The organism is Actinacidiphila acididurans (assembly GCF_016918855.1).
GTDB classification, from domain to species: domain Bacteria; phylum Actinomycetota; class Actinomycetes; order Streptomycetales; family Streptomycetaceae; genus Actinacidiphila; species Actinacidiphila acididurans.
The window spans coordinates 452,963-468,043 of record NZ_JADKYB010000006.1 but is presented as its reverse complement, the minus strand read 5'-3'; the positions used below and the strand labels follow the sequence as shown (position 1 = coordinate 468,043).

Below are 15,081 nucleotides of genomic sequence, written 5' to 3'. Positions count from 1 at the left end.
CGCGATTACCGCGCCGGACGGGGTATCAACATATCTGGCGTTGACTTTTGGCACGCTGTTGAGTTCTCAAAGAACGGAAGCTGCCTTCGGTTGCTGTCCCCAGCACCCCTCCGGGCTTTCCCTTCGTGTTTCCCACTCTACCGGACTCCCTCACCGATTCATAATCGGCGGTTCATCTTCGGCTTGAATTGAATTCCGGCGTGCCGAAAGACAACCCGGTGTCCGGGAAGCCGTTGGTGAGTGGGTTGCCGCTCGCTCGCGGGGGCCTGGTGTGAACCCTGCGCCCCGTTTCAGCGGCTCGATCTACGTTACGCAGGGGCGGCGACCGAGTCAAGTTCGGCCGCCGCCCAAACGTGGATATCCAGCCGTCTCAGGCGAGTTCGACCGCGCCGAGGTTCCGCTTGCCGCGGCGCAGCACCAGCCAGCGGCCGTGGATCAGGTCGTTTGCCGCCGGGACCGCGTCCTCGGTCTCCACCTTGGCGTTGTTCAGGTACGCGCCGCCCTCCTTGATGGTGCGGCGGGCGGCGGACTTGCTGGGCACCAGATCGACCAGGGCGAACAGGTCCGCGACCGGGGCGAGCTCGGTGACCTGGGCCTTCGGCAGTTCGCTGAGGGCGGCGGCCAAGGTGCGCTCGTCGAGGCCGGCGAGATCGCCCTGGCCGAACAACGCCCTTGATGCGGCGACAACCGCGGCGCACTGGTCGGCGCCGTGGACAAGGGTGGTGAGCTCCTCGGCGAGGGCGCGCTGGGCCTCGCGGGCCTGGGGCCGCTCGGCGGTGGCGCGTTCCAGCTCCTCGATCTCCTCCCGCGACCTGAAGCTGAAGATGCGCAGGAAGGAGGAGACGTCCCGGTCGTCGGCGTTCAGCCAGAACTGGTAGAAGGCGTAAGGCGTGGTCATCTCCGGGTCGAGCCAGACCGCGCCGCCCTCGGTCTTGCCGAACTTGGTGCCGTCCGCCTTGGTGATCAGCGGGGTGGCCAGCGCGTGCACAGCGGTCCCCTCGACCCGGTGGATCAGGTCGATGCCGGCCGTCAGGTTGCCCCACTGGTCGCTGCCGCCGGTCTGCACCGTGCAGCCGTACCGGCGGTACAGCTCCAGGAAGTCCATGCCCTGGAGGATCTGGTAGCTGAACTCCGTGTAGCTGATGCCCTGCTCGGAGTTGAGCCGGCGGGAGACGGCCTCCTTGGTGATCATCTTGTTCACCCGGAAGTGCTTGCCGACGTCGCGCAGGAACTCGATCGCGGACAGGCCCGCGGTCCAGTCGAGGTTGTTGACCATGACGGCGGCGTTGGGGCCCTCGAAGGAGAGGAAGGGCTCGATCTGGCCGCGTACCCGGTCCACCCAGGCGGCGACGACCTCGGGATCGTTGAGGGTCCGCTCCGCGGTGGGCTTGGGGTCGCCGATCAGTCCGGTGGCACCGCCGACCAGGCCGAGCGGCCGGTGGCCGGCGTGCTGGAGCCGGCGAATGGTGAGGATCTGGACCAGGTTGCCGACGTGCAGGCTGGGCGCGGTCGGGTCGAAGCCGCAATAGACCGTGACCGGGCCGTCCGCGAACGCCTTGCGCAGTGCGTCCTCGTCAGTGGATACGGCGATCAGTCCGCGCCACTGCAGCTCGTCGACGATGTCCGTCACGGTTGCGTGTCTCCTCTGGGGATCCGGTGGTTCTCGGTCCGACGGTTCGGTGAAGCAGCCGGACGGTTCACGAGCCTACGCGGTCCCGGGTACCGCCCGCGCGGGTGATTGCCGTGGCCGGGGCCACCGGGGCGCGGCCGGCCGGCGGCCGCGGCACCGTATCCCTCCGGAGAGGGCCCGGAGCCGGTCAGCCGCGCTTGCGCGGGACGTGGGCCTTGTAGGGGCTGACCGTGGGGTCGCCGTCGATCCAGTAGCGCCATGGGTGGGCGGCGCCCTCACCGCCGACGCCGGTGCGCGGTCCGGTGCGGACGCGGTCGGCAGCCGGCGGGGTGCCGGTCAGGATGCGGAACGGGCCGCCGTCGTCGGCGCAGGCGTCGCAGCCGTTGAGGGTGCGGTCGACGGACAGGGCGGTGGCGAGCCGGGCGGGGCCCTGGGCGAGGTCGCTGTCCTTGCGCGAGGCGGGCCGGTGGGCGCGGGCGAGGTCGGCGCCGGTGACGATCTCGCCGGCCCGCAGCAGGACTCCGGCGGCCCGTCCCTCAGGGCCGCACACCAGGTTGAGGCAGTGCCACATGCCGTAGGTGAAGTAGACGTAGGTGAAGCCGGGCGGGCCGAACATCACGGCGTTGCGGTCGGTGCGTCCGCGGTAGGCGTGCGAGCCGGGGTCGTTCGGGCCGTCGTACGCCTCGACCTCGGTCAGGCGCAGTTCGATGGGGCCCTTGTCGGTGGTGCGGACCAGGGTGCGGCCGAGCAGATCGGGGGCGATCTCCAGGACCGGCCGGTCGAAGAAGGAACGGCTCAGCGGGGTCCGCGCGGGTGCGGTGATCACCCGGTCGAGCGTAGTGGAACCGTGCGGGGCGCCCCGGCGTTCGTAAAGATCGCAAAGTCCGGGTCAAACGGGAAGGCGGATCGATGGGGTTCAGGAAGCTGCTGGCGAGCCTGGGGGCCGGCGGGGCGTCGGTGGAGACGGTGCTGACCGACGCGGACGTCGTGCCGGGCGGGGTGGTGCACGGCCAGGTGCGGATCACCGGCGGCTCGGTGGAGCAGCGGATCGAGGGGCTGTCGGTGGGGCTGCAGGCCCGGGTGGAGGTCGAGGGGGAGGACTCGCAGGGCAACGACACGGAGTACCACCAGAACATCGAGTTCCACCGGGAGCAGTTGGGCGGGGCGTTCGAGCTGCGGCCGGAGGCGGTCTTCGAGGTGCCGTTCGCGCTGGAGGTGCCGTGGGAGACGCCGGTGACGACGGTGCTGGGCCGGCATCTGACGGGGATGCAGATCGGGGTGACCACGGAGCTGTCGATCGACCGGGCGCTGGACGCCGGGGACGTCGATCCGGTGAACGTGCACCCGCTGCCGGCCCAGCAGGCGCTGCTGGACGCCTTCGGGCAGCTCGGGTTCGCCTTCAAGTCCGCGGACCTGGAGAAGGGGGTGATCCGGCACACCCGGCAGCGGCTGCCGTTCTACCAGGAGATCGAGTTCCGCGCGCCGTCGCAGTACCGGGGGCTGAACCAGGTGGAGCTGACCTTCGTGGCGGACGGCACGGAGATGGACGTGGTGCTGGAGATGGACAAGAAGCCGGGACTGTTCAGCGAGGGCAGCGACACGTACCGGTCGTTCACGATGAGCCTGCACGAGTTCGACCGGACGGACTGGGCGGGGTACCTCCATCAGTGGCTGGAGGAGGTCGGCGGCAGGCGCAATTGGTTCTAGGGCCATAGGCTCGGGGCGAGTGCTCCCAGCGACCCGGAGGTATTGAGGTGACCGAGCAAGCGCGGCGGCCGCTCCCCCACGACTTCCATCCGCCGGTGCCGGAGTTCACGGTGGTGAGCGAGGACGTGGTGCCGGGTGCGACCCTGCCGGACGGTCAGGTGTACGCGAAGGGCAACGTCTCGCCGCATCTGCGGTGGGAGGGGTTCCCGGCGGGGACCCGGAGCTTCGCCGTGACCTGTTACGACCCGGACGCGCCCACGGGCAGCGGGTTCTGGCACTGGGTGCTGTTCGACATCCCGGCGTCGGTCACCGAGCTGCCGCGGGGCGCGGGCACGGGGTCCTTCCCCGGGCTGCCGGCCGGGGCGGTGCACGCGCGGAACGACTACGGCTCGCAGGACTTCGGGGGCGCGGCGCCGCCGCCCGGGGACGGGCCGCACCGTTACGTGTTCACGGTGTACGCCGTGGACGCCGCGAAGCTGGGGCCGGACGCGACCGCCTCGCCCGCGGTGGTGGGCTTCAACCTGCGGTTCCACACGCTCGGGCGGGCGCAGTTGATCGCCGAGTACGAGGTGCCGGCCGCGGGCTGAGCAGCCGGCTGAGCAGCGGGCCGGCCGGCGGGCGGGGCTGCCGCGGGGTGCCCCTTTCGGGTGATGTCGGGGCCCGGGCGGAAAATGCGTTGCCCGCCCGGGCCGGCGTGGCGCACAGTGGGCTCCTGCCCGGCGACTCGGCGGCTCCCGGTCATGCGCCCGGAGGCCCCTTGTCCCGGGGTGGCCGGCACCGCGATGGCGGAGGCGGCGGGGTGGCGCGCCCGGCGGTCGTTCGCCGCGTGTGCCCGGCCGTCTGTCGGAACCCGCTTCACCACCGGGTGTCCGCGCCGGCCGGGCGCTCCGGATGAGCGGTCTCACGGGGGACGCCATCCGGAGCGCGGACGTCCGTCCCGTTCCGTCCAGTCCTTCGCGGGGGTCCGTCGCGTCGGCCGGTTTCCGCCGGGCTGGGCGAATGCGCTGCCCATGGGTTCACTCCTGGTGGATTCACTCCCGCTTTCCGCAAGCTTTTCCGGTTTTCCCACCCCCGGTCACGCGCCGTCCTTTCGCGGGAAATTGCGTTGTCCACCGACAGGCCCGCAGGCACAGTGGAGCCACTTCGCCGCGGGGCGGAGCCGGTGTGCGGGGAGGTGGGCGACGTGCGGGACACCCTGGTGCTGAACGCGAGCTTCGAGCCGTTGTCGACGGTGTCGCTGCGGCGGGCGGTCGTGCTGGTGATGCAGGACAAGGCGGTCGTGGAACAGGCGCACCCCGGGCTGCGGATCCGCGCGGCGGAGGTGGAGATGCCGGTGCCGCAGGTGATCCGGCTCTGCCGGTACGTACGGGTGCCGTTCCGACAACGGGCCCCGTGGTCGCGGCGAGGGGTGCTGGTCCGGGACCGGCACCGGTGCGCGTACTGCGGGCGTCGGGCGACGACCGTGGACCACGTGGTGCCGCGTTCGCACGGCGGCGGGGACACCTGGCTGAACACCGTGGCGGCGTGCGCGGAGGACAACCAGCGCAAGGCGGACCGTACTCCGGAGCAGGCGGGGATGACGCTGCTGGTGCGGCCGTTCGAGCCGACCCCGGCGGACGCGCTGCTGCTGGCGCTGGGGGTCAGGGACCGGGGGGCGCTGCCGGAGTGGCTGGCGCTGCCGGCCTGAGCGGACCGGGAGCGTAAGGCCGTACGGCGGCAGCGGTCGGCCGTACGGTCCCGGCAGCGGTCAGAGCAGCAGGCGGACCATGGCGACGACGCCGACCACGACGATGAGGGCGCGCAGGGCGACGGGCGGCAGGCGGCGGCCGACCCGGGCGCCCAGCACGCCGCCGATGGTGGCGCCGACCGCGACCAGGCCGACCGCGGCCCAGTCCATGTGGGCGACGACGAGGAAGAAGACGGCGGCGATGCCGTTGACTATCGCGGCCAGGACGTTCTTCAGGCCGTTGATCCGCTGGAGGGGCTCGTCGAGCAGCAGGCCCATGAGGGAGAGGTAGAGGACGCCCTGGGCGGCGCCGAAGTAGCCGCCGTACATGCTGGCCAGGAGCAGTCCGGCGATGAGGGCGGGGCCGCCGTGGACGGGGACGGCGGCTCCGTCCCGGTCGCGGCGGGCCTGCACGTAGCGGGCCAGCCTGGGCTGGACGACGACCAGGACGAGGGCGGCGCCGATCAGGCCGGGCACGATCGCGTCGAACGCCTTGGACGGCAGGGTGACCAGCAGGACGGCCCCGGCCGCGCCGCCGAGCAGGCAGACGGCGCCCAGCCGCAGCAGCCGGTCGCGCTGTCCGGCGAGTTCCGCCCGGTAACCGAGGGCACCGGCGATCGAGCCGGGGACCAGGCCGAGGGCGTTGGACACATTGGCGGTGACCGGGCCGAGGCCGACCGCGAGCAGGACGGGGAAGGTGATGAGGGTGCCGGAGCCGACGATGGTGTTGATGGTGCCCGCGCCGATTCCGGCCGCCAGGACGGCCAGGGCTTCCGCTGGTGACATAGACCCTCTCCATGATCTCGCGCGCCGCCTCGCCGGCCGGGGCCGTGAGCCGATGACCGCGGTGACCGGAAGGCGCGGTGTGATCATGTCATGCCTCGCGGGGGTACCCCCACGCGGAGCTGTGGGGGAACAGCAGTACGGCCGGCCCCCGCTCGGGACCGGCCGTAGCGGCTGCCGCCGGGCGGCGGTCAGTTCTTGTCGAAGGGCGGGTTCTCGCGGCGCGGCGCCGGGGCGGTCGTGGTGCCGTTGGCACCGCCGGTCCCGCCGCCACCGCCGCCGCCGGGCATGCCGGGGATGTTGACTATCCCGCCCAGGCCCTTGAGCGCGTCGTTGAGTTCGCTGGGGATGATCCACAGCTTGTTGGCGTCGCCCTCGGCGATCTTCGGCAGCATCTGCAGGTACTGGTAGGCCAGCAGCTTCTGGTCCGGGTCGCCGGCGTGGATGGACTCGAAGACGGTGCGGATGGCCTGGGCCTCGCCCTCGGCGCGCAGGGCGGCGGCCTTGGCCTCGCCCTCGGCCCGCAGGATCTGCGACTGCTTCTCGCCCTCGGCGGTGAGGATCTGGGACTGGCGGACGCCCTCGGCGGTGAGGATCGCGGCGCGCTTGTCCCGGTCGGCGCGCATCTGCTTCTCCATCGAGTCCTGGATGGAGGTGGGCGGCTCGATCGCCTTGAGCTCCACGCGGTTGACGCGGATGCCCCACTTGCCGGTGGCCTCGTCGAGGACGCCGCGCAGGGCCGCGTTGATCTCCTCACGGGAGGTCAGGGTCCGCTCCAGGTCCATGCCGCCGATGATGTTGCGCAGGGTGGTGACGGTGAGCTGCTCGATCGCCTGGATGTAGCTGGCCACTTCGTACGTGGCGGCGCGGGCGTCGGTCACCTGGTAGTAGATGACCGTGTCGATGTTCACCACCAGGTTGTCCTGGGTGATGACCGGCTGCGGCGGGAAGGGCACCACCTGCTCGCGCAGATCGATCCGGTTGCGGATGGTGTCGATGAAGGGGACGACGATGTTCAGTCCGGCACTGAGGGTGCGTGTGTAGCGGCCGAAGCGCTCCACGATGGCCGCCTGGGCCTGGGGGATCACCTGCACCGTCTTGATGAGCGCGATGAAGACGAGCACCACCAGGATGATGAGGACGATGATGATGGGCTGCATGGTCCGACTCCCGCGCCGCTTGGCCGTTTGCTGATCGATCTTGGCAGACCATCGGTGTGCCGTGGGCCGGGTTCGGCGAATTCCCGGTCCGTGGCGGGCGGATGGCCTGGTGCACGCCTGTTGGATGAATGCCCGCTGGGCGACCGCCGCAAGACTGCCCGCGGGCGGCTTGCCGGTCGTGGTGCCGATTCGGCTGGATTGTTCGGCTTGATTCCATCTGGTTCCCGGCCGGTTCGGGCCGGCCGACGGCCGCGTGACGGCTGTGTGGGTACATGGATGGGCACATGGGTGGCTACATGGCTACATGACCACCGCGGTCGCTCCGTCGATCTCGACCACGTCCACCTGCTGTCCGGGGTCGAAGACCCGGCCGTCCTCCAGGGCCCGGGCGGACCAGATCTCGCCGGCCAGTTTGATGCGGCCGCCCTCGCCGCCGTCCACCCGTTCCAGGACCACGGCCTGCTTGCCCTTGAGGGCGTCGACGCCGCTGCGCAGTTCGGGCCGTTGACGCTGGTGCCGGTAGGCGATCGGCCGGACGACGGCGATGAGGGCGACCGAGACGATGACGAAGACCAGGACCTGGGCGACCACGCCGGCCCCGAGGCCGGCGACAACGGCGCCGGCCAGCGCGCCGACGGCGAACATGCCGAATTCCGGCATCGCCGTGACCACCAGCGGGATGCCGAGCCCTGCCGCTGCCACCAGCCACCACAACCACGCGTCCACGTCACCCATCGTAGGCGGGCGGAACCCGGTACGGCAGTCCCGAAAAGGGCCGAACCGGGCGCAGTTGGGGGGATGTTGTGCGGGAGGCGGTACGAGAGGGCAGGTACGGGGGGGGTCGTCAGGACAGCGGGAGGCCGGCGGCGGTCCAGCGGTCGCCGCGGCGCTCGACGACGAGCGGGAGGCCGAAGCAGACGGACAGGTTGCGGGAGCTCAGTTCGAGCTCGATCGGGCCGGCGGTGACGACCTTGCCCTGACGGATCATCAGGACGTGGGTGAAGCCGGGGGCGATCTCCTCCACGTGGTGGGTGACCATGATCATGGAGGGGGCGATCGGGTCGCGGGCCAGCCGGCCCAGGCGGCGGACCAGGTCCTCGCGGCCGCCGAGGTCCAGGCCGGCGGCGGGCTCGTCGAGGAGCAGCAGTTCGGGGTCGGACATCATGGCGCGGGCGATCAGGGTGCGCTTGCGCTCGCCCTCGGAGAGGGTGCCGAACTTGCGGTCCAGGAAGTCGTTCATGCCGAGCCGGTCCAGGAAGGCGCGGGCGCGGTCCTCGTCGACCTGCTCGTACCCCTCGTGCCAGGTGGCGGTCATGCCGTACGCGGCGGTGAGCACGGTCTCCAGGACGGTCTGCCGGCGGGGCATTTTGTCCGCCATGGCGGCGCCGGCCATGCCGATGCGGGGACGCAGTTCGAAGACGTCGACGCCGCCCAGCTTCTCGCCCAGGATCGAGACGGTGCCGCTGGTCGGGAAGAGGTAGCTGGACGCCACATTGAGCAGGGTCGTCTTGCCCGCTCCGTTGGGGCCCAGGATGACCCAGCGCTCGCCCTCGGACACCGACCACGCGACCTGGTCCACCAGAGCCCGTCCTTCGCGGACCACGGATACGTCCACCAGCTCCAGCACATCGCTCATGAGCGCGTTGTCTCCCATTGCAGTCTCGGCAGTCCGGTGTGCCGGGCACGGCACGAGCCAGAAGAACTCCCCGGGGAAAACTTACGCCACCGCATGAGCGGTCCAGTCCATAGGCTGGGGGGCATGCTTGATGAACCTCGCTCAGGGCGGCTGGTCGCCTGGGGAAATGCCCTGCTTGCCGGACTTGTGTCCCCGGACGACGTGGCCACGCGGATCACCGGGAACGACGCGGTGCACCGGGTGGCCGGGCTGCCCGGGGAGGACCACGGACCGGTGGGGCTGACGCTGGCGCTCGGCCGACTGCGGGCCCTGGGGGTGACCGGGCTGCGGCTCGCGCTGCCGGTCGCGGGGCATCCGCTGGGCCTGTCGGGACCCCCCGAGTTCAACGACCGGGCGCTCACGGCCGGGCAGGCCGCGGTCGCCGTGGGCGGCGTGGCGCTGGGCCTGGTGCCGGACGTACGGGAGGCGGGTCCGGCGGGCGACGTGCACGTGGAGGTGGAGTGGCAGTGCCTGCCGGTACGGGACGCGCCGCCGGCCGACGTCCCGTCGCTGGGCGAGGCCGAGCGGGAGCTCGCGGAGGCCCTGCGGGACGCCACGGACGCGCTGGCGCAGCTCGACGTGGCCGGCGCGGGCCCGGCCGCCCAGGCGGCGCTCGAGGCGTACCGCGCCCGTGCGGCGCGCGGACGGGAAGTCCTCGCGCCCGGCTACCCGCCCCGGGCCGTGCGGGTCCTGGAGCTGGCCCAGCGGGTGGCCGCCCTGGTCGAGATCGCCGGTGACGGTCACGGGGCGGCGATCACCGCCTCGCAGATCGCCGCGAGGTCCGCGCTGCTCAGGCCCGTCGAGAGGACTGCCCGGCGGGCGCAGGTGGCCGCGTACAACGCGTACGTCGAGGAGGCGGAGCGCCGAAGGGGTTGAGTCGGGGTTCGCCGGGAGTACATAGGGGCGCGGGGAACTGCGCGAGCAACCGGCCACCGGCCGGTGGTCCGGACACGACAGCAACTGCCCCTTCGGGCCGGTGACGACCCGCGCCACGGAATAGGGCTGGTCGCGCAGTTCCTCGCGCCCCTGGGTTTTCCGGGCGAACCCGCCCGGAGGGCTCAGCTGTGGATACCCGTGCGTACCGCCCAGAGGGCGGCCTGGGTGCGGTCGGAGAGGTCGAGCTTCATCAGGATGTTGGAGACGTGCGTCTTGACCGTCTTCTCGGAGAGGACGAGCGCGCGGGCGATTTCGCGGTTGGAGCGGCCGTCGGCGATGAGGGCGAGGACTTCGCGTTCGCGGTCGGTGAGGGTGGAGCCACGGCCGTGGGCGGGGGCGGGGTTGTCCTCGGTGAGGAGCGCTTCGGCGACCTCGGGCTGGAGGAGGACGTGGCCGGCGTGGACGGAGCGGATGGCGTCGGCGAGGGCGACGGGGTCGACGTCCTTGTAGACGTATCCGGCGGCGCCGGCGCGCAGGGCGGGGACGACGGTGCGCTGCTCGGTGAAACTGGTCACGATGAGGACGCGCGCGGGGTTGCCGGCCGCGCGCAGCATCCGCAGCGCCTCGATGCCGTCGGTGCCGGGCATCTTGACGTCCATCAGGATGACGTCGGGCCGCAGCTCCTCGGCGCGGGCCACGCCCTCGTCGCCGTCGCCGGCCTCGCCGACGACCTCGATGTCGCCCTGCACCTCCAGAAAGGTGCGCAGGCCGCGGCGGACCACCTGGTGGTCGTCGACGAGCAGGACGCGGATGGCCCGCTCCGGGTCGTCGGCCGCTCTGCTTCCGTTACGGTCCGCACCGCGCGTGGCGTCAGCCACCGGGCACCTCCATCTCCACGACGGTGCCCTTGCCGGGCGCCGACTGCACGGTCAGGCTGCCGCCGACGCCGCCGGCCCGGTCCCGCATGGAGACCAGGCCCAGGTGGCGGCCGGCCCGGCGGACGGCGGTGGGGTCGAAGCCGCGGCCGTCGTCGCTGACCCGCAGGCGCGCGCCCTTGCCGCGGCCCTCCAGGGTGACGCCGACGGTGCCCGCCTCCGCGTGCCGCAGCGCGTTGTGCATGGCCTCCTGGGCGACCCGCAGCAGCGCCTCCTCCTGGGCGGAGGGCAGCGCCCGTACCTGGCTGGCGCGGAAGGTCACGCTCGCGGAGTGCACCCGGTCGAGCACGTTCGCCTGGGTGCGCAGGGTGGCGACCAGCCCGTCCTCGTCCAGGGCGGCCGGCCGCAGCTCGACGACCACGGCCCGCAGTTCGTCGGCGGCCTCGGCGGCCAGCGCGGCGACCTGCCGGATCTCGTCCTTGGCGCGGGCGGGGTCGGTGTCGACCAGGGCGGCCGCGGCCCGGGCGGTCAGCCGCAGTGAGAACAGCTTCTGCGAGACGGCGTCGTGCAGCTCGTGCGCGATGCGGGCCCGCTCTCCGGCCAGCGTGAGCTCGCGGCTGCGCTCATAGAGCCGGGCGTTGGTCAGGGCTATCGCGGCGTGGTCGGCGAGCAGCCCGAGCAGGTCCTCGTCCTCCTGGCTGAAGCCGCAGACGCCGGGGTCCTTCACGCACTGCTTGTTGGCCAGGAACAGGGCGCCGAGGATCTCCTCGTCGTCCGTGATCGGCATGCCGATGAAGTCGGTCATCACCGGGTGGGCGCGCGGCCAGCCGGCGAAGCTGTCGAAGGTGCGCACGTCGGCCAGGCGCTGCGGGGTGCCCTCGTGGAGCATGGCGGCGAGCACGCCGTGCTGCCGGGGCAGCGGCCCGATGGCCCGCCACTGCTCGTCGCTGACCCCGTCCACCACGAACTGGGCGAAGCCGCCGTGGTCGTCGGGCACGCCCAGCGCGGCGTACTCGGCGCCCAGCAGCTCGCGGGCGGAGGCGACGATGGTCTGCAGGACCTCGCGCACCTCCAGCTGGCGGCTCATCGCCAGGACCGCGGCGCTGACCGCTTCGATTCCGCCCCGGGGCGGCCTGCTGGACATGTTTCCCACCGTACCGGCGGCGGGTGACGTTCCGTATGCGCCGCTGGTACGGGCCGTCCTGGGACCTGCGCCCTAGTCCGAAGTGCCCCGGTGCGGTGCGGCGGGCGGCCGAGGCGGGGCGCGCGGGGCCGTTCCTACGGTGGGGCCGGTGATCCGGTGACGGACCGGATCGGTTGCGCGAAGGAGCGGGATCATGCCGGTGGCGATCGTGACGGGGGCGTCGCGGGGACTGGGCCGGGCGCTGGCCGCGGGCCTGGCCGGGCGCGGCTGGGACCTGGTGCTGGACGGACGGGACGCGCGGGCGCTGGCGGCGGCGGTGGCGCGGATCGAGGCCGACACCGGGGACGCCGCGGGCCCGGGGCGCGTACCGCGTACGCGGGGCATCCCGGGCGACGTGACGGACGCCGGGCACCGGGCGGAGCTGGTGGCCGCCGCAATGGCGCTCGGCGGGGTGGACCTGCTGGTGAACAACGCCAGCGCCCTGGGCGCCGAGCCGCTGGTGCCGCTGGCGCAGCTCCCGCCGGCCGGGCTGCGGCTGGCGCTGGAGACCAATGTGACGGCCCCGCTGGCGCTGGTCCAGGAGGCCCTGCCGGCGCTGCGGTCCGCGCACGGCGCGGTGCTCAACGTCAGCTCGGACGCGGCGGTGGCGGCGTACCCCACGTGGGGAGGGTACGGCGCCGGCAAGGCCGCGCTGGAGCTGCTGTCGGCGGTGCTCGCCGAGGAGGAGCCTTCCGTGCGGGTGTGGTGGGTGGACCCCGGTGACCTGCGTACCGAGCTGTACGCGGCGGCGGTGCCGGACGATCCGGACTTCGCCGACCGATTGCCGCCGGAGTCGGTGGTGCCCGGCTTCCTGCGGCTGCTGGACGAGCGGGCGGCCTCCGGGCGCTACCTGGCGGCAGAGCTGCTGGGGACGGGGGCGCGATGACCGCGGTGCGTGCGGACCGGATACGGAAGGAGGGCCGTGCCGCGGGCCCGGAGCCGCCGGCGGACGAGGGGCTGGGTACGCAGGAGGCGGACCGGGCGCGGGACACGCGCCGGGCGACGGGCACGGAATCGCCGGCCGACGACGAGCGGGATACGGCGGAGGCGGTCCGCACGGACCGAGCGCCGGGCACGCGCCGGGCGACGGGCACCGAGCCACCGGCCGACGAGGAGCAGGGTACGCAGGAGGCGGTGCACGCGGACCGGGCGACCGCGACGCACCGGGCGACGGCCACCGAGCCACCGGCCGACGACGAGCAGGGTACGCAGGAGGCGGTCCGCACGGACCGAGCGCCGGGAACGCACCGGGCGACGGGCACCAAGCCGCCGACCGACGAGGAACGGGATACGGACGAGGCGGTGCACGTGGACCGAGCGCCGGGCACGCGCCGGGCGACGGGCACCGAGCCACCGGCCGACGACGAGCGGGATACGGCGGAGGCGGTCCGCGCGCTCGCGGAGGTGCGGGTGCCGGCGGAGCTGCTGGCCCGGGTGCCGGCGGCGCGGCGGGACGCGGTGCGGCTGCTGGTCGGCCATCGGGCCACCGGCGGGACCGGGCACCACCGCTTCCGCGAGCTGCCCCGGCTGCTGCGGCCCGGTGACGTGCTGGTGGTGAACACCTCCCCCACGCTGCCGGCCGCGGTGGACGCCCGGGCGGCGGGCGAGGCGGTGGTGGTGCACTTCTCCACCTGCCACGACGACGGCCGCTGGGTGGTGGAGGTGCGTACGCCGGACGGGCACGGCACCACGGTCCGGCGGCCGGGCGGCCCGGCGGGCGCCGTACTGGAGCTGGCCGGGGGTGCCCGGCTGGTGCTGGAGGAGCCGCTGGACCCGCGCGGCGACCGGCTGTGGGTGGCCAGGCCGTCGGTGGCCGACGTGGTGGCGCACCTGGCGCGGTACGGGCGGCCGATCCGGTACGCGTACACCGAGCGCGACCAGCCGCTCACCGCGTACCGCACGGTGTTCGCCCGGCCCGCGGCCGACGGGCTGGGGTCGGCGGAGATGCCGAGCGCGGGCCGGCCGTTCACCGCGGCGCTGGTGACGGAGCTGGTCTGCCGCGGGGTGCAGGTCGCGCCGATCCTGCTGCACACCGGGGTGGCCTCGGCGGAGGCACACGAGCCGCCGTACGCGGAGCGCTTCGAGGTGCCGGCCGGGACGGCCTGGCAGGTGAACGCGGCCCGCGCGGCCGGCGGCCGGGTGGTGGCGGTGGGCACCACTGCGGTACGTGCCCTGGAGTCGGCGGCCGACCCGCACGGGGTGGTGCGCCCGGCGCGCGGCTGGACGGAGCTGGTGGTGACCCCGGAGCGCGGCGTGCGGGTGGTGGACGGCCTGCTCACCGGGCTGCACGAGCCGGAGGCCTCGCACCTGCTGATGCTGCGGGCGATCGGCGGCGACCGGCTGGTGGCCCGGGTGTACGACCAGGCATTGCGGCACGGATACCGCTGGCACGAATTCGGCGACGTGAATCTGCTGCTGCCGTGACGGGCGTCACGGTATTCCGGCCGGTGTCACCGGCCTGATCCGGGGCAGTGTTCCCCAGCGGTGTTCCCGGGAGTTCCCGGCCGGGTTCACCCGGGATTTCGCCCCCGAAATCGCGTCACATGAAGCACCCCCTCGATCACCTTCCGCGATCGAGGGGGTGCCCCCTTGTGAGGTCACCGACAGGACGTGCGTCACATACTAATCAACCTAGTCGGACCGTACCCGCCACAAACGGCCCGTGACGCACCGGAAGGCCTCATTCATTACCCACCCTCCTACGAATTCGACTCGTAGAGGCATTGATTGACCCCCGTTTTCGGACCCTTTAACAATTCACGAGTCCGCAAACGGAAGGTGTTCAATCCATGCAGCTCCCCACGATCCCGAAGATCGGCCAACTGTCCAAGAAGCGCAAGATCACGGCGGCTGGAGCCGCCGCCGCGGCCGGAGTGGTTCTGACGGTCACCGGTCTCCAGGCGACCAGTGGGACAGCGGTCGCCGCGAGCGACCCCACTGGGCACACGGTCTCCACGGCGAGCACGGCGGCGCAGCAGGCGCCCGCCGCCGCCCCGAAGGCCGACGCGAACAAGCAGGCCGAGGCCGCGAGCGCGACCTCCGTCCCGCAGTCCGCGCTCGTCGCGCAGCCGGCGGCCGCCAAGACGTACACGAACAACCTGGACGGCTGGATCAAGCAGTCGCTGGACATCCTGCACGCCCACCACATTCCGGCGAGCTACAACGGCATTTACCGGAACATCATCCGGGAGTCGAGCGGCAACCCGCAGGCGATCAACCTGTGGGACATCAACGCCAAGAACGGTGTCCCCTCCAAGGGTCTGCTCCAGGTGATCGACCCGACCTTCCGCGCCTACCACGTCGCGGGCACCTCGTGGAACATCTACGACCCGGTCGCCAACATCACCGCCGCGTGCAACTACGCCGCCGCGAAGTACGGCTCGATGGACAACGTCTACTCGGCCTACTGATCGGCCGGCCCGATCGGGGACCGTATCGGGCACCGTATCGAGCAGTGGTGCATCTC

At 72.5% G+C, this 15,081-nt stretch carries 15 protein-coding genes; 7 read left to right on the top strand and 8 right to left on the bottom strand.

Annotation, left to right across the window (positions count from 1 at the left end):
- Positions 1-370: 370 nt before the first annotated feature.
- Positions 371-1,630 (bottom strand): tyrosine--tRNA ligase, encoded by a 1,260-nt coding sequence (tyrS, locus tag ITX44_RS14385; protein ID WP_205357550.1) that lies wholly within the window; start codon positions 1,628-1,630, stop codon positions 371-373.
- 187 nt (positions 1,631-1,817) lie between these two features.
- Positions 1,818-2,456 carry a DNA-3-methyladenine glycosylase gene (locus ITX44_RS14380; RefSeq protein WP_205357549.1) on the bottom strand — a complete coding sequence of 213 codons (639 nt, stop codon included), beginning with the start codon at positions 2,454-2,456 and terminating at the stop codon, positions 1,818-1,820.
- Positions 2,457-2,539: 83 nt separating this feature from the next.
- Here ITX44_RS14380 and ITX44_RS14375 point away from each other — a divergent pair, with 83 nt between their 5' ends.
- The 3 genes from ITX44_RS14375 to ITX44_RS14365 all read left to right on the top strand — a co-directional run bounded on the left by ITX44_RS14375 (position 2,540) and on the right by ITX44_RS14365 (position 5,024).
- Complete coding sequence (locus ITX44_RS14375; protein ID WP_205357548.1) at positions 2,540-3,337, top strand: sporulation protein; 798 nt, start codon at positions 2,540-2,542, stop codon at positions 3,335-3,337.
- A 47-nt stretch (positions 3,338-3,384) separates the two neighbouring features.
- Positions 3,385-3,924 (top strand): YbhB/YbcL family Raf kinase inhibitor-like protein, encoded by a 540-nt coding sequence (locus ITX44_RS14370; protein WP_205357547.1) that lies wholly within the window; start codon positions 3,385-3,387, stop codon positions 3,922-3,924.
- Positions 3,925-4,520: 596 nt separating this feature from the next.
- A complete protein-coding gene (locus ITX44_RS14365) occupies positions 4,521-5,024 on the top strand; it encodes an HNH endonuclease (protein ID WP_205357546.1) in 504 nt (167 codons plus the stop codon).
- Between the two features lie 60 nt (positions 5,025-5,084).
- On the opposite strand, the gene ITX44_RS14360 is transcribed toward ITX44_RS14365, so the two are convergent.
- The 4 genes from ITX44_RS14360 to ITX44_RS14345 form a co-directional block, all read right to left on the bottom strand.
- Positions 5,085-5,849 carry a sulfite exporter TauE/SafE family protein gene (locus ITX44_RS14360; RefSeq protein ID WP_205357545.1) on the bottom strand — a complete coding sequence of 255 codons (765 nt, stop codon included), beginning with the start codon at positions 5,847-5,849 and terminating at the stop codon, positions 5,085-5,087.
- A gap of 188 nt (positions 5,850-6,037) precedes the next feature.
- On the bottom strand, positions 6,038-7,006 hold the full coding sequence (locus tag ITX44_RS14355) for an SPFH domain-containing protein (RefSeq protein WP_205357544.1): 969 nt from the start codon (positions 7,004-7,006) through the stop codon (positions 6,038-6,040).
- Positions 7,007-7,306: 300 nt separating this feature from the next.
- Complete coding sequence (locus ITX44_RS14350; RefSeq protein WP_205357543.1) at positions 7,307-7,741, bottom strand: NfeD family protein; 435 nt, start codon at positions 7,739-7,741, stop codon at positions 7,307-7,309.
- Between the two features lie 109 nt (positions 7,742-7,850).
- Complete coding sequence (locus tag ITX44_RS14345) at positions 7,851-8,642, bottom strand: ABC transporter ATP-binding protein (protein ID WP_205357542.1); 792 nt, start codon at positions 8,640-8,642, stop codon at positions 7,851-7,853.
- A gap of 123 nt (positions 8,643-8,765) precedes the next feature.
- On the opposite strand from ITX44_RS14345, the gene ITX44_RS14340 reads away from it, so the two are divergent.
- Entirely contained in the window at positions 8,766-9,557 is a 792-nt protein-coding gene (locus tag ITX44_RS14340; RefSeq protein WP_205357541.1) for an Rv1486c family protein, read from the top strand.
- Positions 9,558-9,739: 182 nt separating this feature from the next.
- On the opposite strand, the gene ITX44_RS14335 is transcribed toward ITX44_RS14340, so the two are convergent.
- Positions 9,740-10,435, bottom strand: coding sequence for a response regulator (locus tag ITX44_RS14335; RefSeq protein ID WP_372440909.1), 696 nt, complete (start codon positions 10,433-10,435; stop codon positions 9,740-9,742).
- On the bottom strand, positions 10,428-11,576 hold the full coding sequence (locus ITX44_RS14330) for a GAF domain-containing sensor histidine kinase (RefSeq protein WP_205357540.1): 1,149 nt from the start codon (positions 11,574-11,576) through the stop codon (positions 10,428-10,430). The genes ITX44_RS14335 and ITX44_RS14330 overlap by 8 nt, the downstream gene beginning before the upstream one ends.
- A gap of 193 nt (positions 11,577-11,769) precedes the next feature.
- On the opposite strand from ITX44_RS14330, the gene ITX44_RS14325 reads away from it, so the two are divergent.
- From ITX44_RS14325 to ITX44_RS14315, 3 genes are all read left to right on the top strand, one after another.
- Positions 11,770-12,501, top strand: a complete 732-nt coding sequence (locus ITX44_RS14325; RefSeq protein ID WP_205357539.1) for an SDR family NAD(P)-dependent oxidoreductase — start codon at positions 11,770-11,772, stop codon at positions 12,499-12,501.
- 524 nt (positions 12,502-13,025) lie between these two features.
- The gene (locus ITX44_RS14320; protein ID WP_205357601.1) at positions 13,026-14,039 is read left to right on the top strand and encodes an S-adenosylmethionine:tRNA ribosyltransferase-isomerase; all 1,014 of its coding nucleotides are present in this window, start codon (positions 13,026-13,028) and stop codon (positions 14,037-14,039) included.
- A gap of 365 nt (positions 14,040-14,404) precedes the next feature.
- Positions 14,405-15,025: a transglycosylase SLT domain-containing protein gene (locus ITX44_RS14315; protein WP_205357538.1), complete on the top strand. Its 621-nt coding sequence runs from the start codon at positions 14,405-14,407 to the stop codon at positions 15,023-15,025.
- Positions 15,026-15,081: the final 56 nt, after the last annotated feature.